The sequence below is a fragment of the Nocardia amamiensis genome (assembly GCF_015477605.1).
GTDB lineage: Bacteria > Actinomycetota > Actinomycetes > Mycobacteriales > Mycobacteriaceae > Nocardia > Nocardia amamiensis_A.
Genome location: NZ_JADLQX010000010.1, coordinates 22,746 through 37,459 on the forward strand (window position 1 = coordinate 22,746; position 14,714 = coordinate 37,459).

Below are 14,714 nucleotides of genomic sequence, written 5' to 3' on the forward strand. Positions count from 1 at the left end.
CAACTTAATTGCCCACTACATTGTTGTTCATGACCGATCACCTCGCCCTCGACGCGCAGCTGTGCTTCCCGCTGTACGCGGCGTCCCGGGCGATGACCGCGGTCTACCGCCCGAAGCTCGAACGACTCGGGCTCACCTATCCGCAGTACCTGGTGATGCTGGCGCTGTGGGAACGCGACGGACGCAGTGTCGGCGACGTCTGCCACACGCTCGCTCTGGATTCCGGCACGCTGTCCCCGCTGCTCAAGCGGCTGGAGGCGGCGGGTCTGGTCGAGCGGCGGCGATCGGCGGCCGATGAACGTCGCGTCGATATCCAGCTCACCGAGCGCGGACGCGCCCTGCGCGCCGAGGCGGGCGACATCCCGGCCGAGATGGCCGAGGCCAGTGGCCTGTCCCCAGCGGACTTCCTCGCGTTGCGCGACATCCTGCGGCGACTGACGCGATCGCTGCTGTCCCAGTTGAACGAAAGAGAGTAGACATGCAGATCCTCTACACCGCCGAAGCCCTGGCCAGCGGCGACGGACGCAACGGCCACGCACGCACCACCGACGGCAAGATCGACGTGGCACTGTCCACCCCGAAGGAGCTGGGCGGCAGCGGCGAGGGCACCAACCCCGAGCAGCTGTTCGCGGCGGGCTACGCGGCGTGCTTCCACTCGGCACTGCGCCTGGTTGGCAAGCAGGTCAAGGCGAACATCGACGATTCCGCGGTCGGCGCGAAGGTCGGCATCGGCCCGAACGGCGCCGGCGGCTTCGGTCTGGCGGTTACCTTGGAGGTCTCGCTTCCCAATCTGTCCAGGGAGGATGCGCAGGCGCTTGCCGACAAGGCGCACCAGGTGTGCCCGTACTCCAACGCGACCCGCGGCAACATCGACGTCGACGTCGTTGTCGCCGAAGACTGACGAGAAGGAGCGGATATGCGTGCCGTTGTCATCGAAGCATTCGGCGAACCGAAGGACGTGCTCACCACCACCGAACGCCCGGCTCCGGAGCCCGGACCGGGCGAGGTGCGGCTGGCGCTGATCCTGTCGCCGATCCACAATCACGACTTGGCCATCGTGCGCGGCGTGTACGGCTACCGGCCCGAGTTGCCCGCCATCCCGGGCAGCGAGGCGGTCGCCCGTGTCGACGCGGTGGGTCCTGAGGTCACCGGGCTGTCGGTGGGCCAGCGCGTCACGGTCTCCGGAGCGCAGAATGTGTGGGCCGAGTACTTCGTGGTCCCGGCCCGGGCGGTGATCCCGGTGCCGGAGTCGGTGTCCGACGAGACCGCGGCACAGCTGCTCGCCATGCCGTTGAGTTCGCTGATGCTGGTGGAAGACCTCGGTCTGAACGAAGGCGAGTGGCTGGTGATCAACGCCGCAAATGGCGCGGTCGGCAGGCAGGTCAACATCTTCGCGCGGCAGCGCGGATTGAACGTGCTGAACCTGGTGCGCGGGGCCGCCTCGGTGGCGGCGCTGCGCGAACTCGGTTTCGAGCCGGTGCTCGACACCGAGAGCGAGGGGTGGCGCGACCAAGTCGAAGCCGTGACCTCGGGCGCGCCGATCGCGCGCGCGGTCGACCAGGTCGGCGGGCGTGCCGCGGCCGACGAGCTGGCTCTGCTCGCACCAGGCGGGCAGCTGATCTCCTTCGGCGCGCTGTCGGGCCAGCCGCTGTCGCTCGATCCCGGCAGTCTCATCTTCAAACAGACTGTGGTCAAGGGCTTCTGGGCCACCAAGCGGATCGAGGAGGTCGGCGCCGAGCAGCGCAGGCGCCTGATCGGCGAGCTGATCGACCTCGCCGCGCGCGGTGTGCTGCGGCTGGACATCGAAGCCACCTACCCACTGGATTCCGCGGTTGAGGCCGCGGTCGCCACCGAGACGCCAGGGCGCAACGCGAAGATCGCGTTGACAGCTCAGTCCTGACCGTAGTCGAGCACGGCCATCGCGGCGTTGTGCCCAGGGATGCCGCTGACCCCGCCACCCCGGATCGCTCCCGCACCGCACAGGAACACGTTGCGATGGCCGGTCGACACGCCCCACCGGGCGGCGGGGTCGGCCGGATCGGCGTCCTCGGGGAGGTAGGGGAAGGCCAGATCGCGGTGGAAGATGTGACCGCCGGGGAGCCCGATCTCGCGCTCGAGTTCGGGTGGGGTCTTCGCCTCCAGGCACGGCGCGCCGTTCGCATCTGTCGCCAGACAGTCCGTGATAGGTTCGGCCAGCACTGAATCAAGTTGTGTCAGTGTTGCTTTCAACAATTCAGCCTTCGCGCCCCCGGGATCGGCGGCGAAGAGTTCAGCCCGTGCGTGCAGACCGAACAGGGTGAGGGTGTGCATGCCCTGCGCGGCGAGGTCGGGGGCCAGGATCGTCGGGTCGGTCAAGGTGTGGCAGTAGATTTCGGCGGGCGGGGCGGATGGGATACGACCGATCGCCGCCTCGCCATAAGCTCGATCGAGCTGGGCGTACGACTCGCCGATGTGAAAGGTCCCGGCGAACGCGTCCCGGGGATCCACTTCGGCGTCGCGCAAGCGCGGCAACCGGCGCAGCAGCATGTTCACTTTCAACTGCGCGCCTTCTGGTTTCGGCGGCAAAGGGTCGCCGAGCAACTCGGCGAGTAGGTACGGCGCGGCGTTCACCAAGACGTAGCGCGCGCCGACCCTTCCGTCCGGATAGCCCACTTCGGCTGTGTTTCCGTCGGTTTCGATGCTGGTTGCCGCGCAACCGGTGACGATCTCGGCGCCTGCCGTGCGCGCCGCCTCGGTCAGTGCGTCGGTGAGTGCGCCCATGCCGCCGACCGGCACGTCCCAGTCGCCGGTGCCTCCGCCGATCACGTGGTAGAGGAAGCAGCGGTTCTGCCGCAGCGAGGGATCGTGCGCATGGGTGAACGTGCCGATCAGCGCGTCGGTGAGCACCACGCCGCGCACGGTGTCGTTGTCGAAGGTCGACTCGATGGTCTCGCCCAACGGCCGTTCGAACAGCGCTTCCCAAATGGCCACGTCAGCTACCAGATTTCGCAGCCCGTCCTTGGTGGGCAGCGGCTGCGTCAGCGTCGGGAACACACGCTGCGCCAGCTGCCCGGTGGCGCCGTAGAACCGTTGCCAGGCGCGGAACTCCCGCTGCGCCCCGGTGAGCCGCGCGAAGCTCGCCTCGGTCCGCGCCTGCTCCGCGGACACGAGCAGTCCGCCGTCGCCGACCGGCGTATAGGACGAGATCTGCCGCCGCCGGGTCGCGAACCGCAAGCCCAACTCGTCCACGATCGACCGCGGCAGCAGGCTCACCAGATACGAGTACCGCGACAATCGCGCGTCGACGCCCGCGAACACCTGTTCCGACACCGCGGCGCCACCCGTATGCCGCTGCCGCTCGAGCACGAGCACCGACCGCCCGGCCCGCGCCAGGTACGCGGCCGCCACCAAACCGTTGTGGCCGCCGCCGACGATCACCACATCGTAGGAGGAGCGTGTCGGCGTCATCCGTCCTCGATAGCACGGATCGCGTCGGGACGACAGCATCCTCGCCGACAACGCACCGCCGTCCGGTGCGGTATCCACCAAGGTCACCTCGGGGTATTTGCTTCCACCCTGCTCGAGCGCGCAACGACCGCCGTCGGCCACCCGGCCGAGGTTGACCCCACGTCAGTGCTCGGCGTTCCAGAAACCGATCAAAACCGCTCCCCACCAGCAAATCTGCGAGACAACGCCGGTAGCCGCCGCCCAGATCAGCACGCGCGGAGGCAGCGCGGCCGACCAGTGCTGGTCGAGTCGCTTACTGAGCATCATGGCCTGGGGTCCGTTGAGCGTGAGGACGAGGACCAAGGCCAGTTTGGTCCGGGTCAGCATCGAGGCGAGGTTCGGCTCCAGCACGCAGCCGCTGGCGATCAGGCCGACCAGTGCGGCCAGGTGCACGAACAGCCCGGCTGTGTGCAGGACCGGATGGACGACCAGATGGACGGAGATCCAGACGGCTGCCGCCAGCACCGACGCCGCGAGCACGCCTGCGCCGGCCACGATCCATCACCGAAATCGTCGCCGACCCCGTCGCCGTGGCTTGCCGGACAGCGGGCGGCGAGCTCAACCCCCGAGGGGCCACGCTCGCCCGCCCCTGCCCTACCGCACCTTCTGCCCCGGTCGGTGCAGGCTTGTGCCGACTGGTGGCACAGCAGGATTCGCAGTAGAACCGAGCGCCCTGAGCAGTCGGCGGCCGGAAATGTCAGCGAATCCGCCAGTGCGGTCGGTGAATCGATGATCGAATGCTGCGCGGCCGTGTCGCCCAGATCGATCCAGTCGAGGCCGGTCACGGCGAGCACGTTGTTCGTCCGGGTGGAGTTCCGGCTGCCGGAGTGGGTGCGCGGCGAACTGGCCGGACCGGGCAGCGGCGCGAACACCGAGCGCGAGGGCGGCACAGCGGTTCCGGCATCGATCCGCCGGGATCGATGTGGGTCAGGCACTTTCGAGGAGAGACACCGATGATCACGGAGGGCACGCGGTCGCCGCGACGGCGCGGTCCGGTTGCAGGTCGTGGCCGCTCACTGAGACCGCCCGCACCGGCTTCCCGGGTGAAGCAGGCGCTGCACCGCCTCGTCGACTGGTCGGGCTGGACGAAGCTTGCGGCGATGACGACGACGGTCGCCGCGATCGCCGCGCTCTGGTTCACCAGTCAGTCGTTGCGGGCCACTGACAATCAATACAACCTGTCCCGGCAGGTAGCGGTGACCGACCGTTTCCAGAAGGCGGTCGACCAGTTGACCTCCGACAAGATCGACATCCGCCTGGGCGGTATCTATTTGCTCGAACGGCTCGCAAAAGACTCACCCGCTGATCATCCGACGATATTTGCGGTGCTCTCGGCGTTTCTGCGTACCCACACCAGCGCATCCGCGTGCGACACGCCGACTCCGGCAACTCCGGCACCGGTCGACGTCCAAGCCGTGCTCACCGTCATCGGCACCCGCGAAGCGAGCCGCGACGACCACCGCCGGACGTTCGACCTTCGTCGGACATGTTTGTCCGGCATGCAACTGAATGCGGCGAATCTGACGCGTACAGAACTCCGATACGCGAATCTCACCCAGGCAGACCTCGCCTTCGCGAACCTCGTCGGGGTTCAGTTCGACGGTGCGAACCTGACCCGCGCACACCTCGGTGGCGCGGACGTGAGCTGCGCGAAAGACAGCGACGGCGTCTGGAGCTGCGCGAGCCTCGACGAAGCGAATCTCACCGAGGCACACCTGGCCGACGCCCACCTCACCGCCGCAACGTTCGTACGAGCGAATCTCGCCGATGCAGACCTCGCCCGCGCGAACCTGACCGACGCCAACCTCCTCGGCGCGAACCTGACCGGCGCCAACCTCGTCGGCGCCGACCTCACCAACGCACAGCTGACCGACAGGTTCACCGGAACAGGGACTCTCGACGCGAACCTCACCGACATCTACTACGACCACGCGACACGATGGCCGGACGGATTCACCCCGCCGAAGAGCCGCCCCAGCGTCGAGCGGCGGTAGACCTGCCGGTACGACCAACCGATTGATCGGAGCCCGAGACATCATCCCGCACGATGGAGGCAGCCCGGCCGTGTCTCCGAGTCACACTTGTGCCGGTGCGTGGAACCAGTGCGGGATGGTGGCACGAGCATTGGAACCGTGCAGCGCCTCGGCGAGCGCTTCTACAACGAGCGTGCGAGCGACTTTGGTGGCGTGGCACTCACGGAGGCTGTCCAGCATCAGGAAGTCGTGCACCATGCCCAGCACGCGTACCGCGGTCACCTCGACTCCGGCTGCGCGCAGCTTGGCCGCGTATGCCTCGCCCTCGTCGCGCAGCACGTCGGCCTCGCCGGTGATCACCAGCGTGGTCGGCAGTCCGCGCAACCGGTCCAGGCTCGCCCGCAGCGGCGAGGCGTAGACCTCCTTACGCTCCTCGGAGTGGGTGGTGTATTGATCCCAGAACCATTGCATGCCTTCGCGAGTCAGGTAGTAGCCCTCGGCGAACTGCAGGTAGGAGCCGGTGTCGAAACCGGCGTTCGTCACCGGGTACAACAGCACCTGCGCCGACAGGTTCACTCCGCCGCGGTCCTTCGCCATCAGCGCGAACACCGCCGCCATGTTGCCGCCGACGGAGTCGCCGCAGACAGCCATCCGGGAACCGTCCAGGTCGTGTTCGGCGCCATGTTCCACGACCCAGGTTCCGACGGCCCAGTTCTGTTCGATCGCGGTCGGGTACTTCGCCTCCGGCGCCCGGTCGTACACCGGGAACACCACCGCCGCCTGGGCGCCGTCGGCCAGTTCGCGGACCAACCGGTCGTGGGTGTCCTCGTCACCGAAGACCCACCCGGCGCCGTGGATGTAAAGGATTACCGGCAGCCGGCCGCGCACGCCCTTGGGCCGGATGATGCGGGTGCGCACCGAGCCCGTCGGACCGCCGGGGACGGTCACCCGCTGCGCATCGATCGGAGGTTTGTCGACCCCTTCTCCGCACTGCAGATCGGCGAGAAGCTCACGACCCTGCGCGAGCGAAACCTCGTAGATTCGAGGGTGCGCCGCGGTCGCCTCGGCAAGGCGCCGGGCCTCTGGCTCCAGGACCGGTTCGGGAGGGTTCGGAAGCTGCGGCATGAAGGGCTCCTTTTTCGGTGTCACGGCGGATCCGCCGAAGAGTGACCTTCTTCCTCGATCACGGTACGCCCTGCCGCATCCACCCAAGTCGATTCGCTAGAAAATAGCTGCAGCAGACAGCGTGGCAGAGACGGGGCGGACACACTCCTGGGTAGCCTGCCTGGTCGCGGAACCGGCGGTGTCCCGGCCACAACGGCGAAGACCCCGCTCGGCCGGGTGGCCGAACGGGGTCGGGTGTCCCCCAACGAATGCGACGTTGGGTTCTTCGCCACTACCTACTTCGCCGGGGCGGGCGCAGGCTGGTTGATAGTGGAGAAGTACTGGATGGCCGCGCCGATGGCGACCGGCGCGGTAACCAGCAGCTGGCCCGCGATGGTGCCGAGGGCGCCGATGGCGACGATGCCGCCGAGGCAGCCGATGGCGGCGGCCGGGATGAACGCGCCGAACAGGCCGACGATCGCCGCGGAGGCGACGGTCGCGCCGGCGATGCCGCCGAGCACGCAGCCGACCGCCGCACCGCCGATGCCGCCGACCAGGGTGCCGAGCGTTGCGCCCATCGAGATGGTGCTGGTCATCCGGGACCAGGCGGCCTGCTCCCGGTCGTATTCGTTCTTCCAGGGCGCCTTGTCCTCGAACGGCAGGGCGACCGGCTTGTAGGCCGCGTGCGCCATGTCGAACTGCGGGGTCAGCGTCGCCGTGCGACCGGCGATGTCGGCCACGATCGGGAATTCGAAGTCGTCGACCCGGAACTTCATCGGCATGCCGGTGAGCACGGTGCCGTTGGCGGCCTTGATCTTGAAGACACCGTTCTCGACGACCATCGAGCCGGCGTCGGTGGTGACGATGGACTGGGTCTCGGTGGCGTAGGCGGTGAAGTCGACCGCGTCCTCGGTCCCGGGCTGCGCACCGGCCGCGCCGGACGCGATCCCGATTGCGGCGACCAGACCTGTGGCCACCGCGACGATTTTCCTCATCCTTGCTTCTTTCCTCTCGGGTTTTCTCGGGGGAAGCGGCCACGTCGCACGTGCCGCACGCCTGCCGCGGATCACGGCCGGCAGGTCAGAGATCGAGCACGAGCGGGCCCGACCTGGCTCGGGAGACGCACAGCATCATCGTGTCGCCGCGCGCCTGCTCCTCGGCGGTGAGCACCGTGTCGCGGTGCTCGATATCGCCTGCGAGAACCGCGGTTTCGCAACTGCCACAGGTGCCTTCGCGGCATGAGGTGACGATGCCGATCCCGGCCCGTTCCAGGACGTCGGCGATGGACTGGTTCGCCCCGATCTGGAATGTCCTTCCGCTGGCGGCCAACCGCACTTCGAACGTCTCGTTCGGGGCGAACTGCACCCGCCGCGGCACGAAACGTTCCAGGTGCACGGAGAGACCGCGGCGCGCTCCTTCGGTTTCGACGGCGGCCAAGAGCGGTTCGGGGCCACAGCAGTACACGGCGGTGTCGCGGAGGCCGTCGAGAATCCGCGCCAGCGGCAGCAGGCCGTGCTCGTCCTGCGGCAGCAGGTGCGCTCGCGGGTAGCGCTCGGCGATGGCGTCGGCGAAGGCCATGTGCCGCCGGGTGCGGCCGCCGTAGTAGAGCGACCAGCGCGCGCCCGCGGCGTCCGCGGCGGCCAGCATCGGCAAAATCGGGGTGATCCCGATCCCCCCGGCCAGGAATGCGTAGCTCGCGTGGTCGACGAGTTCGAAGTTGTTGCGCGGCTGCGATACTCGCAGTACCGACCCGGGCTGCGCCGCGCGGTGCAGGTAGGCCGAGCCGCCGCGTCCGTCCGGCTCGTGCAGCACCGCGATGCGCCAGCGCGACCGGTCATCGAGGTCGCCGCACAGCGAGTACTGCCGTACCCCTGCCGCGCCCACCGCGACGTCGATGTGCGCACCCGGCGTCCACGACGGCAGTTCGCTGCCGTCGACGGCCGCCAGATCCAGCGAGAACACGCCCACGGCCGCGTCGCGGCGGCGCCAGACTCGTACCGCTATCTCAGTCATTTCCGTCCCCTAGCCCGGCAACGTCTCCGCGATCACCGTCGCCGAGATGGACCGCGCCCGCAGCAGACGAACGGGCAGTCGATTCGCACAATCGACGTTGACTATCGCCCCCGCCCGCACCCGCGCGCCGCCCGGAGACTGACGCCATGACCACTGTGGCGGAATTGGTGGACAAGACCACCCAGTTCATTCGGGATCAGGTAGTTCCGGTGGAACGCGAGGTCGTCGTCGACGGGCGGGTGATGGACGACGCGCTGCGGCTCGAGCTGCAGAAGAAGGCGAAGGAGGCCGGTGTCTTCGGCCCCCTGTCGGATCCGCGGTACGGCGGACTCGGGCTGGACACCCGCGCCCAGGCGCAGGTGCTCGAGGCCGCGGGCGCCAGCCTGCTCGGACCGATCGCGCTGAACGCGTGGGCGCCGGACGACGGCAACATCCACCTGCTCGCGCACGTGGCGAACGAGGACCAGAAACAGCGCTACCTCGCGCCGCTGGCCTCGGGCGACGTACGTTCCGCGATCGCGATGACGGAGCCGGCGCCCGGCGCCGGATCCGACCCCGGCATGCTGCGGACCGTCGCCGAGGAGACCGACTCCGGCTGGGTCATCAACGGCGCCAAGCATTTCACCACCGGCGCGCAGGGTGCGGCGTTCACCATCTGTGTGGCCCGCACCGGCGACGGGCCGACGATGTTCCTGGTCGACCAGGACAACCCTGGGTTGCGGGTGGGCCGCCGGATGCCGACGCTCGACCACACCAGCGCGCCGGGCGGTCACTGCGAGGTGACCTTCGCCGACTGCGAGGTGCCCGATTCCGCCGTGCTGGGCGAGGTCGGCCAGGGTCTGGCGCTCGCTCAGGTCCGGCTCGCGCCCTCGCGCCTGGTGTTCTGCATGAACTGGCTCGGGCTGGCCGTGCGCGCGCACCAGCTGACCATCGAGCACATCGGCACGCGCACCTCGTTCGGCGTCCCGATCGCCGAGCACGGCATGGCGCAGGCGATGATCGCCGACAACGAGATCGACATCGCCGCGGCCCGCGGGGTGATCCGCACCGCCGCCGAGACCATCGACGCGCAGGGGCCGACGTCCTCGCAGGCGCGGCACGAGGCGTCGATCGCCAAGACATTCGTCTCCGAGGCGGTCTGGCGGGTGCTCGACCGTGCGGTGCAGCTGCATGGCGGACTCGGCGTCTGCGAAGACCACCTGGTCGCCCGATTCCTGGTGGAGGCCAGGGCTTTCCGCATCTACGAAGGCCCCTCGGAAGTCCTGCGCTGGTCCATCGCCCGCCGCGCCCTGCGCACCAAACGCTGAAGGAGACATCATGACCACACGTGAAATCACCGGCTTCGCGGCGGCCTACCCCGAACTCGACTGCGCCGCAGTGGATTACGAATACCTGCGGGCGGTGTCGCAGGAGATGGTCCCGTTCGGCCGTCACGTCGGGACGGTGATCACCGAGATCGGCCCGGAACGCGCCGTCGTCGAGATCCCCGCCACCGGCACCGTGCGCAACCACATGGGCACCGTGCACGCCGGTGCTCTGTTCACCGCCGCCGACATCGGCGGAGCCGCAGCGTTCGTCGGTGCCGCGGCCACCCGGCTGCCCAGCGTCGAACGGCTGGTGCTGCGCGGCGGAAGCGCCTCCTACCGCAAGCCCGCCGTCGGCCGCATCCGCGCGGTCGCCACCGTCGACCAGCGCGAGCTCGCCGACATACTCGCCGCCACCGCGTCGAACCGGTTCGAGCTGTCCGGCAAGGCGACGCTGCTCGACGACGGCGACGTGGCCGTCGCCAAGTTCACCTTCGACTACGTCTGCGACGTCACCATTCCGGAGGCCGGCCGATGACCACCGCGGCACCGCACAATCGCTCGGAGTTCACCACGCTGGAGTCGGCCAAGGTCGGCACCGCCGACGGCGTCACCTTCACCGTCCGCTTCCTGCCCGCGAAGAAGGCGGCCGCGCCGGTCGTGCTGATCCTGCCCGCCATGGCCATGAAGGCGAAGAACTATCTACTGCTCGCGAAAGAGTTACATGCCCAAGGGCTTTCGGTCGCGACGACCGATCTGCGCGCGCACGGCGAGGCCCAGCCCGAGCTGGGGCTGCACCGCGATTTCGGCTACCGCGAGATGCTGGAGACCGACCTGCCCGCGCTGGTCGGCGCCGTGCGGGAACGCTTCCCCGAGGCGCCGATCCACCTGTTCGGGCACAGCCTCGGCGGTCAGCTGGCGCTGCTGTTCACCGCGGCCGAACCCGAGCGGATCGCGGGCGTGACCGTCATCGGCACCGGCACCGTGTTCTGGTGGGCGTTCGGCGCCCGCCGCTGGTGGGAGGCGCTGAGCCAGATCCAGTGGATCGGCCTGGTCTCCCGGTGGAAGGGTCACTGGCCCGGCGGCGTGCTCATCCCGGCCCCGATGCCCGGCGGCGTCATGCGCGACTGGTCGATGCACTCGCTGACCAGCTACTACCGCCCGAAGGGCAGCAAGCGGCGATACAACACACTGCTGCGGACCATGACCGCGCCGGTGCTGGCCATCTCGCTGTCCGACGACGTGCTCGGCCCGAAGTCCAACGTCGACTTCCTGGTCTCCCGGATGCCGAGCGCCCGGGTGACCCACTGGCACATCGACGAGAACTCGCCGGTCGAGCACCGCGACCACTTCCTCTGGGTGAAGGATTCGCCCGCGATCGCGGCCAGGGTGGCGACCTGGATCGTCGCGGGCGACCTGCCGGGCTGAGGGGTATCTGTGGCACGACTGCGAATCGAGGCGGTGTCGAAGCAATTCGGCGCCGCTCACGCGGTGCGCGAGGTGAGCCTCGATATCGCCGACGGCGAGTTCTTGGTGCTGCTCGGCCCCAGCGGATGCGGCAAATCCACGCTGCTGCGCATGGTCGCCGGCCTGGAGGACCTGACCGGCGGCCGAATTCTCCTGGACGACACGGATATCACCCACCAGGCGCCGCAGCGGCGGGACTTGGCCATGGTGTTCCAGAGCTATGCGCTCTACCCGCACCTGACCGTCGCGAAGAACATCGGGTTCCCGCTGCGTGCCCGGCGCACGCGCAGAGCGGAGATCGCCGAGCGGGTGTCGGAGGTGGCCGGAATACTCGGCCTCACCGAGCTGCTGCGCCGCAGGCCCGCCGCGCTGTCGGGCGGGCAGCGGCAGCGAGTGGCGCTGGCGCGCGCCATGGTTCGCGATCCCGGCGCGTTCCTGATGGACGAGCCGCTGTCCAACCTGGACGCCAAGCTGCGCAGCGCGACCCGCGCCGAACTGATCGCCCTGCACCAGCGCCTCCGCGCGACGTTCCTGTACGTGACCCACGACCAGGTCGAGGCGATGACCATGGCCGACCGGATCGCGCTGCTCAACGAAGGCCGGGTGGAGCAGGTGGGCACGCCGACCGAGCTCTACGACCGTCCGCGTTCGACCTTCGTCGCCGGGTTCCTCGGCGCGCCGCCGATGAACCTCTTCCCCGCCGTCGTCACCGAACGTGACGGCGTCCTGCGCGTGGTCGCCGACGGAATCGATACCGAATCGGCCATCAGCACAGTCGATTTCCGAGATGACATCGACGTGGTAGCGGGCATCCGCCCTGAACAGCTGCGGCTGGATCCCACCGGCTCCGACATTCGCGGCCGGGTCACGATGGTCGAGAACCTGGGCAGCGAAGAGCTCATCCACTTCACCACCGGCGATCGCTCCCTCTGCGCCCGCGCGCCCCGGCCCGCGGGCGTGGTGGTCGACGACAGCATCGCGCTGCGGGTCGACCCGGCGCACATCCATCTCTTCGATGCCGCCTCCGGACTACGCCTGACTTGGCGGGAGGCCCGGCAGAACGCCCGAATCGACAGCGCGGACGAACCCGTAGCCGTCGCCTGAACCCGCACACCCGACTCGATGAGGAGACACACCGTGAAACGCACCGCGCCCATTCTGGGCCTGGTGTTCGCAACCACCGTCGCGCTCAGCGCTTGCGGCGGACTGGGGAGCACCACCACCGACTCGAAAACCGACGCCGCGCTGATCCCGGAGCTGAAGCCGGATCAGCAGGTGTCGATCGTGTTCGAGTCCTACAACTACGGACTCGCCGGCGCCTGGACCGACACCTTCAACTCGCTGATCGCCGACTTCCGCACGAAGTTCCCGAACATCACGGTGACCGCGCAGAAGCCGCAGGGCAACAGCCCCAACCCGGCCAGCGACACCATCTCCAGCATCCAGAACCAGATGGTGGCCGGCGCGCCGCCGGACGTCGCGCAGCTCGGCTTCAGCGACCTGGACTTCACCATTCACCAGCTCGGCGCGAAGCCGCTGGACACCCTGGTCAGCAAGCAGGAGGTGCAGCGCAACTTCGACGGCGCCGAGCATCCGTTCGCGCCGAAGGCCCGGACGCTGGCCGACTGGGACGGCCACACCTACGGCGTTCCGTTCGTGTTCTCCACTCCGGTGCTGTATTACAACGCTTCGCTGTTCACCGAAGCGGGTCTCGACCCCGCGAAGCCCCCGGCCACCTGGCAGCAGGTCGCCGAGGCCGCCGCGGCGATCACCGGGAAGACCGGCAAAGGCGGGATCTACATCGACTGCTTGACCAAGACGGCCAAGGACTGGTGCTTCCAGTCGCTGGTGCGCTCCAACGGCGGCCGGGTGATCTCCGAGGACCGCACGAAGCTCACTTTCGCCGACGCGCCCGCGGTCGAGGTCACGGCGATGGGCCAGCAGCTGGTCAACTCCGGCGGCATGCCCAAGTTCAACCAGAAGCAGGGCTACGAGGCGTTCGCCCGCGGTGAGATCGGCATGATCCTGGAGACCAGCGCGATCCAGGGCACCTTCGTCACCGGCGCCAAGGACAAGTGGGATCTGCGCTCGGCGCCGATGCCGAGCTTCGCGGGCAAGCCCACCGTGCCGACGAATTCCGGCGCCTCGCTGCACATCCTGTCCAACGACCCGGCCAAGCAGCGCGCGTCGTGGGAACTGATCAAGTTCCTCACCAGTGAACCGGCCTACACCAAGATCTCGCAGGGCATCGGCTACCTGCCGCTGCGCACCGGCCTGATGGACGATCCGGACGGATTGCAGGCGTGGTCGAAGAAGAACCCGCTGCTGGCCCCGAACGTCGCCCAGCTGGCGAACATGGAGCCGTGGATCTCCATGCCCGGCACCAACTACCTGCAGATCCGCGACGGCATGATGGAAGCCGTCGAGGCGATCGTGTTCCAGGGTAAGGACCCGCAGTCCACTCTCACCGCCGCCAGGGACGAGGGCGCCGAACTCCTTCCGGCGTCATGAGCGCGGCGACGATCGTCCAGCTCACCGACACCCATATCCGCCCTGCTGGGGAACGGGTCCACGGCATGGTGGACACCTACGCCAACCTGACGCACGTGTTGCAGCAGCTGCGGGCGTCGCGACAGCGCATCGACGCGCTGGTGCTCTCGGGCGATCTGACCGACACCGGGTCGCCCGAGGCCTATCGCCGGCTGCGCTCGGCGGTCGAGCCGGTAGCCGAGGAGCTCGGCGCGAAGACGGTCTACGTCATGGGCAACCATGACGAGCGCGCGGCCTTCGCCACCGAACTACTCGGCATGGATTCCGCCGCGGTGGATCCCGACGCCCCGCTCGACCAGGTCGTCGATGTGGCGGGACTGCGGGTGATCGCGCTGGACAGCACGACGCCGCGGCGGCACGACGGGCGGCTGGAGGAGCGGCAGCTGGACTGGCTCGCCGACCAGCTGCGCGAACGGGCCCGGCACGGCACGCTGCTGGTGCTGCACCACCCGCCGATCCCCTCGCCGATCGCGGCCACCGAGTACTTGCGGTTGGCACGGCCGGAGCTGCTCGCCGAGGTCCTGGCGGATTCCGATGTGCGGCTGATCATCTGCGGGCACAACCACCTCACCGCCGCGGCGGCGCTGGCCGGGATACCGGTCTGGATCGGGCCCGCGCTGGCTTACCGGATCGATCCGATCGCGCCGGTGGGACGGCATCGGGGGTTGATCGGATTCGGCTACAGCCGCATCGATCTGCTCGGCTCGACGCTGGTGGCCACCGCTATCGAGGCGACACCCGCCGAGACCCTCTACGAACGGCCCGAGCAGGACGTGCTCGACCAGCTCGCCGCGCTCGCGACGGAGGCCGGGTAACT

The 14,714-nt window shown here is 68.7% G+C and carries 15 protein-coding genes; 10 read left to right on the top strand and 5 right to left on the bottom strand.

Going from position 1 to position 14,714, the window contains the following annotated elements; all coding sequences use genetic code 11:
* The first annotated feature begins 29 nt into the window (after window positions 1-29).
* The 3 genes from IU459_RS14900 to IU459_RS14910 are packed head-to-tail and all read left to right on the top strand — an operon-like array spanning window position 30 to window position 1,900.
* Window positions 30-476, top strand: coding sequence for a MarR family winged helix-turn-helix transcriptional regulator (locus IU459_RS14900; protein ID WP_195130125.1), 447 nt, complete (start codon window positions 30-32; stop codon window positions 474-476).
* Window positions 477-478: 2 nt separating this feature from the next.
* Window positions 479-901, top strand: coding sequence for an organic hydroperoxide resistance protein (locus tag IU459_RS14905; RefSeq protein ID WP_195130126.1), 423 nt, complete (start codon window positions 479-481; stop codon window positions 899-901).
* Window positions 902-916: 15 nt separating this feature from the next.
* The gene (locus IU459_RS14910) at window positions 917-1,900 is read left to right on the top strand and encodes a zinc-binding dehydrogenase (RefSeq protein WP_195130127.1); all 984 of its coding nucleotides are present in this window, start codon (window positions 917-919) and stop codon (window positions 1,898-1,900) included.
* Here the strand turns inward: IU459_RS14910 and IU459_RS14915 are convergent.
* Complete coding sequence (locus IU459_RS14915) at window positions 1,891-3,447, bottom strand: phytoene desaturase family protein (protein WP_195130128.1); 1,557 nt, start codon at window positions 3,445-3,447, stop codon at window positions 1,891-1,893. The genes IU459_RS14910 and IU459_RS14915 overlap by 10 nt on opposite strands.
* Before the next feature lie 162 nt (window positions 3,448-3,609).
* On the bottom strand, window positions 3,610-3,981 hold the full coding sequence (locus tag IU459_RS14920; protein ID WP_324198872.1) for a hypothetical protein: 372 nt from the start codon (window positions 3,979-3,981) through the stop codon (window positions 3,610-3,612).
* A gap of 605 nt (window positions 3,982-4,586) precedes the next feature.
* Between IU459_RS14920 and IU459_RS14925 the strand changes: the two genes are divergently transcribed.
* Window positions 4,587-5,480 (top strand): pentapeptide repeat-containing protein, encoded by an 894-nt coding sequence (locus tag IU459_RS14925; protein ID WP_195130129.1) that lies wholly within the window; start codon window positions 4,587-4,589, stop codon window positions 5,478-5,480.
* Between the two features lie 81 nt (window positions 5,481-5,561).
* On the opposite strand, the gene IU459_RS14930 is transcribed toward IU459_RS14925, so the two are convergent.
* The 3 genes from IU459_RS14930 to IU459_RS14940 form a co-directional block, all read right to left on the bottom strand.
* A complete protein-coding gene (locus IU459_RS14930) occupies window positions 5,562-6,584 on the bottom strand; it encodes an alpha/beta hydrolase (RefSeq protein WP_195130130.1) in 1,023 nt (340 codons plus the stop codon).
* Between the two features lie 275 nt (window positions 6,585-6,859).
* A complete protein-coding gene (locus tag IU459_RS14935) occupies window positions 6,860-7,558 on the bottom strand; it encodes a hypothetical protein (protein WP_195130131.1) in 699 nt (232 codons plus the stop codon).
* Between the two features lie 85 nt (window positions 7,559-7,643).
* On the bottom strand, window positions 7,644-8,576 hold the full coding sequence (locus tag IU459_RS14940) for a PDR/VanB family oxidoreductase (RefSeq protein WP_195130132.1): 933 nt from the start codon (window positions 8,574-8,576) through the stop codon (window positions 7,644-7,646).
* Window positions 8,577-8,722: 146 nt separating this feature from the next.
* Here IU459_RS14940 and IU459_RS14945 point away from each other — a divergent pair, with 146 nt between their 5' ends.
* Genes IU459_RS14945 through IU459_RS14970 form a run of 6 tightly spaced genes read left to right on the top strand, consistent with a single transcriptional unit; the run spans window position 8,723 to window position 14,712 of the window.
* A complete protein-coding gene (locus IU459_RS14945) occupies window positions 8,723-9,883 on the top strand; it encodes an acyl-CoA dehydrogenase family protein (RefSeq protein WP_195130133.1) in 1,161 nt (386 codons plus the stop codon).
* 10 nt (window positions 9,884-9,893) lie between these two features.
* A complete protein-coding gene (locus tag IU459_RS14950) occupies window positions 9,894-10,418 on the top strand; it encodes a YiiD C-terminal domain-containing protein (protein WP_195130134.1) in 525 nt (174 codons plus the stop codon).
* On the top strand, window positions 10,415-11,308 hold the full coding sequence (locus IU459_RS14955) for an alpha/beta hydrolase family protein (RefSeq protein WP_195130135.1): 894 nt from the start codon (window positions 10,415-10,417) through the stop codon (window positions 11,306-11,308). Before IU459_RS14950 ends, IU459_RS14955 begins: the two co-directional genes overlap by 4 nt.
* A gap of 9 nt (window positions 11,309-11,317) precedes the next feature.
* A complete protein-coding gene (locus tag IU459_RS14960) occupies window positions 11,318-12,451 on the top strand; it encodes an ABC transporter ATP-binding protein (protein WP_195130136.1) in 1,134 nt (377 codons plus the stop codon).
* A 33-nt stretch (window positions 12,452-12,484) separates the two neighbouring features.
* On the top strand, window positions 12,485-13,858 hold the full coding sequence (locus IU459_RS14965; protein WP_324198873.1) for an ABC transporter substrate-binding protein: 1,374 nt from the start codon (window positions 12,485-12,487) through the stop codon (window positions 13,856-13,858).
* The gene (locus IU459_RS14970) at window positions 13,855-14,712 is read left to right on the top strand and encodes a metallophosphoesterase (protein WP_195130138.1); all 858 of its coding nucleotides are present in this window, start codon (window positions 13,855-13,857) and stop codon (window positions 14,710-14,712) included. The genes IU459_RS14965 and IU459_RS14970 overlap by 4 nt, the downstream gene beginning before the upstream one ends.
* The last annotated feature ends 2 nt before the right edge of the window (window positions 14,713-14,714 follow it).